The sequence below is a fragment of the Pantoea sp. UBA5923 genome, assembly GCF_002431095.1.
Lineage (GTDB): Bacteria > Pseudomonadota > Gammaproteobacteria > Enterobacterales > Enterobacteriaceae > Pantoea > Pantoea piersonii.
The window spans coordinates 1-2,315 of the sequence record NZ_DJDN01000055.1 but is presented as its reverse complement, the minus strand read 5'-3'; the positions used below and the strand labels follow the sequence as shown (position 1 = coordinate 2,315).

The window sequence follows — 2,315 nt, the reverse complement described above, 5'->3', positions numbered from 1 at the left end:
CGTTAACACCACCGACTCCGCTATCCGTATCACCCACTTGCCAACAGGCATCGTGGTGGAGTGTCAGGATGAGCGTTCCCAGCACAAAAACAAAGCCAAAGCGCTGGCGGTGCTGGGCGCGCGCATTCACGCCGCGGAGATGGCGAAGCGCCACGAGGCGGAGGCGAGCACGCGCCGCAACCTGCTGGGCAGCGGTGACCGTTCCGATCGTATCCGCACCTACAATTTCCCGCAGGGGCGCGTCACCGATCACCGTATCAACCTGACCATCTACCGCCTCGACGAGACCATGGAAGGCAAGCTGGATAACCTGATTGAGCCGATCGTGCAGGAGCATCAGGCCGATCAGCTGGCCGCGCTGGCTGGTCAGGAGTAATGGATTTTAAAGGCTGGATGAAACAGGCTGTCGTCGCTCTGCAGGGCGGCGACAGCCCGAAGCGCGACGCGGAGATCCTGCTCGGTTTCGTCACCGGTAAGTCGCGCAGCTGGCTGGTGGCGTTTGATGAGACCGCGCTGCTGCCAGAGCAGCTTGCGCGCCTCGACGCGCTGCTGGCGCGGCGCGTGCGGGGCGAGCCGGTGGCGCATCTGGTCGGCGAGCGCGAGTTCTGGTCGCTGCCGCTGCGCGTCTCCGACGCAACCCTAATCCCGCGTCCCGATACCGAGGTGCTGGTAGAACAGGCGCTGGCGCGTCTGCCTGCCGCGCCGTCGCGCATCCTCGACCTCGGCACCGGCACTGGCGCAATCGCGCTGGCGCTGGCGAGCGAGCGTCCTGACTGTCAGGTGCTGGGCGTCGATCGCATTGAGGCGGCCGTAACGCTGGCGCAAAGCAACGCCGAGCGGCTGGCGATAGCCAACGCTGAATTCATGCTGAGCCACTGGTTCGACGCGCTGCCCGCCGCGCGGTTTGACCTTATCGTCAGTAATCCTCCCTATATCGACGCGTGCGATCGTCATCTCTCGCAGGGCGACGTGCGTTTTGAACCGCGCAGCGCGCTGGTGGCCGATGAAGCCGGGCTGGCGGATCTGCGCCTGCTGATCGCGCAGGCGCCGCAGTGGCTTGCGCCTGGCGGCTGGCTGCTGCTGGAGCATGGCTGGCAGCAGGATGCGGCGGTGCGCGCGCTGATGCAGCAGCAAGGTTTTCTTCAGGTCGAGACCGTGAATGACTACGGCGGCAATCCGCGCGTCACGCTCGGTCACATTCCATCTTAAAAAGGACGTACCATGGCCGCTTACTATCCTCTGATTAAACAACTGCATCTGCTGACGGTATTTATCAGCATTGCGCTTTTTATCGTGCGTTTTTACTGGCTGCGCAGCGGTTCGGCGCTGCTACAGCGCCGCTGGGTGCGCATTACGCCACACGTTAACGATACCTTTTTACTGCTTACCGGCGTGCTGCTGGTGGTCATTACGCACTTTTACCCCTTCTCGCCGCAAGGAAGCTGGCTGACGGAGAAGCTTTTAGGCGTTATTATCTACATCGCCTTAGGTTCCGTGGCATTAAGCCGTCGCCCGCGCACCAGCCGCACGCGCTGGATCGCTTTCCTGGTCGCGCTGGTCGCGCTGGTGACAGTGATTAAGCTGGCGGTGACCAAAATGCCATTATTGGGGATAGTATGACCTCCGCAGAACAATTAGATTTTAGCCAGACGCCGCTGTGTGAAGCGGTGATTGGCGCGACCCGAGCGATTCGCGCCGATTTTCCCGCCTCCTCCGTACAGGAGCAGCTGGCCGCGCTGGTGGCGGAAGCCCGCCGCTATGTAAGCAGCGAACAGGACGCCGATATGCAGCTAGAGAAGCTGCTGGAGCTTTTCTATCGACAGTGGGGCTTCGGCGGCGCCAGCGGCATCTATAACCTTTCCGACGCGCTGTGGCTGGATAAAGTGCTGAAGACGCGCCAGGGAACGGCGGTATCGCTGGGCGTGATCCTGCTGCATATCGCGCAGGCGCTGGAGATTCCGCTGATGCCGGTTATTTTCCCCACTCAGCTGATTTTGCGCGCCGACTGGATTGACGGCGATATGTGGCTGATCAATCCCTTCAACGGCGAGACGCTGGATACCCATACGCTGGAAGTCTGGCTGAAAGGCAATATCAGCCCCACGGCGAAGCTCTACGACGACGATCTGGAAGAGGCGAAGACCATTAGCGTGATGCGCAAGATGCTCGACACCATGAAAGCGGCGCTGATGGAGGAGAAGCAGATGGAGCTGGCGCTGGGCGTGAGCCAGGTGCTGTTGCAGATCGATCCAGACGATCCCTATGAGATTCGCGATCGCGGTTTGATCTATGCTCAGGTGGAATGCGAGCATATT

General features: G+C 61.2%; 4 protein-coding genes. All 4 read left to right on the top strand.

Going from position 1 to position 2,315, the window contains the following annotated elements:
* On the top strand, positions 1 to 376 hold a 376-nt coding region (locus tag B3797_RS13150; protein ID WP_311791312.1), incomplete at its 5' end, for a peptide chain release factor-like protein.
* The gene (gene prmC / locus B3797_RS13145) at positions 376 to 1,209 is read left to right on the top strand and encodes a peptide chain release factor N(5)-glutamine methyltransferase (RefSeq protein WP_311791311.1); all 834 of its coding nucleotides are present in this window, start codon (positions 376 to 378) and stop codon (positions 1,207 to 1,209) included. The genes B3797_RS13150 and prmC, both read left to right, overlap by 1 nt.
* Before the next feature lie 12 nt (positions 1,210 to 1,221).
* Complete coding sequence (locus tag B3797_RS13140) at positions 1,222 to 1,620, top strand: SirB2 family protein (RefSeq protein WP_120452279.1); 399 nt, start codon at positions 1,222 to 1,224, stop codon at positions 1,618 to 1,620.
* Positions 1,617 to 2,315: invasion regulator SirB1 (sirB1, locus tag B3797_RS13135; protein WP_311791310.1), on the top strand; the 699-nt coding region annotated here is incomplete at its 3' end. The genes B3797_RS13140 and sirB1, both read left to right, overlap by 4 nt.